Consider the following 2,191-nt stretch of genomic DNA (forward strand, 5'->3'; position numbering starts at 1 on the left):
GTCAGAAAAGTCACCTCCGAGAACTATCCTACAGATTCCGGCCGGGAGGGAGAACTGATCTTCCGCTTGGTGTACCAGCAGGCTGGGTGCAAAAAGCCCTTTTCCCGTCTGTGGCTGTCCAGCATGGAGGAATCTGCCATCCGGGAAGGCTTTGCCCACCTCAAACCGTCAACTGAATACGATGCGCTGTACAACGCAGCACTCTGCCGGGAACGCGCCGACTGGATGGTCGGCATCAATGCGTCCCGGCTTTTTTCGTGTCTGTACGGTCAACCGCTGGCGGTGGGGCGTGTTATGACCCCGGTGCTTGCTATGACGGTGGTGCGGGAAGCCGCCATTGCCGCCTTTGTGCCGGAGAAATTCTACACGGTTGCCCTGACCCTTGCGGACGGCGGCACCGCATCCAGCAAGCGGTTTGCCCAGAAAGCGGATGCCGAACTGCTGCTTTCCAAATGCCGAAAGGAGGGGCGTGTCACGGTACAGAAGATGGAACGCAAGGAGAAATCCGAAAGCCCGCCGCAGCTCTATGACCTTACCGCATTGCAGCGGGATGCAAACCGTCTGTTTGGATTTACGGCACAGCAGACCTTTGATTATGCCCAAAGCCTTTACGAAAAACGGCTCATCACCTACCCCCGCACGGACAGCCGCTTTTTGACGGAGGATATGGCGGCATCCCTTCCGGGGCTGGCGACGGATGTGGGAAAGGCGTTTGCCGTGGAGGAACCGTTTTCCATCCATGTGCAGCAGGTCATCAACGGCAGCAAGGTCACCGACCACCATGCACTGCTGCCCACGAAAAGCATGGCAAACGCAGACCTTGCCGCCCTCCCTGCCGGGGAGCGGAATGTCTTGCGGCTGATTGCCGCACGGCTGCTCTGCGCCGTAGGTGAACCGCACCGCTATGCAGAAACCACGCTCACTACCATCTGTGCCGGGGAGGAGTTCTCCGCAAAGGGCAAGGTGGTGCTGTCCGAAGGATGGAAAACCATGGAGCGGAAAATGCTGGGCGAACTGCTTGGCAAGCAGAAAGAATCGGCAGTTCTGCCGGATGTGCAAGAGCAGAGCCAGTGCAGCGTTACCAGTGCCGAACTGAAAGAGGGGCAAACATCCCCGCCAAAATCCTACACGGAAGATACCCTCCTGTCAGCTATGCAGGCGGCGGGTGCGGACAGTATGCCGGAGGGCGTGGAGCGTCAGGGCATCGGTACTCCGGCAACCAGAGCTGCCACCATTGAAAAACTGGTGCAGAAGGGCTTTCTGGAACGCAAGGGCAACAAGAAAACCAAGGTGCTGCTGCCCACCGACAAGGGCAAGGCATTGATTACCGTGATGCCCGAAGAAATTCAATCCCCGGAAATGACCGCTGATTGGGAAGCAAAGCTGCTACAAATCGAGCGCAGCGAAATGGAGCCGGAAACATTTATGAATGAAATCAAGGAAATGATCTCCTCGCTGGTAAAAACCACCGAGGCTGCGAAGGGAGCGAATGCACTTATGAAAAACAAGATTATTGGTATCTGCCCGAACTGTGGCAAGCCTGTCGTGGAGCGTGAGAAGGGATGGTTCTGTGAGAACCGGGAGTGCCGCTTCGTGCTGTGGAAGGACAATGCGTTCTTCAAGCGTCTGGGCAAGCGTTTGGATGGCCGAATGGCGGACAAGCTGCTGCGGGATGGCCGTGTCAGGCTGAAGGACTGCAAGAGCGCCAAGGGCAAGACCTACAATGCAACCGTGCTGTTGGGCACCGAGGCGGATGGCCGCAGCAAGTTTTCTCTGGAATTTGAGGGTGGTTGCTGATGGAGCAGAAAAAAGAAGCGGTTTACCTTATCAACGATGAACGCTATCTCCACCTCCGGGAAAACGGTGCAGGAGTCGGCTTTGCCACCTACAACAAGGTAACTGGTGAGCCGCTGGAAAGCGGGCAGATCTCGGAAAAGAACCTGCCGCCCGATGGCAGGAACGCCATTTCTGCCGCCCGGAACTGGTATCTGTTTGAACTTTCGGACGATGACCGCAAGGTCATCCAACAGGAAAGCGTACAGATCCTCGAAAACATCCCGCAGGCGGGCATCGGCAGACGGCGCATCTGGGAGCCGGAAACGCTGCCGAAGGATATTCGTCTCATCAACAGCCACTATGATGACCTCTATCGCATTCCAGATGGCGGCGTGATTCAGGTGGATTACCCGGA

Annotated in this window: 1 protein-coding gene and 1 pseudogene; both read left to right on the plus strand. The window is 56.8% G+C overall.

The window, feature by feature from the left end:
- On the plus strand, positions 1 to 1,797 hold a 1,797-nt coding region (locus DXB44_RS13210; RefSeq protein ID WP_279220780.1), incomplete at its 5' end, for a DNA topoisomerase.
- A pseudogene (locus DXB44_RS14860) lies at positions 1,797 to 2,191 on the plus strand (hypothetical protein); the annotation flags it as partial. The gene DXB44_RS13210 and the pseudogene DXB44_RS14860, both read left to right, overlap by 1 nt.

Origin of the sequence: Faecalibacterium sp. OM04-11BH, from assembly GCF_003482185.1 — a bacterium.
In the GTDB taxonomy this organism is placed as follows: domain Bacteria; phylum Bacillota; class Clostridia; order Oscillospirales; family Ruminococcaceae; genus Faecalibacterium; species Faecalibacterium tardum.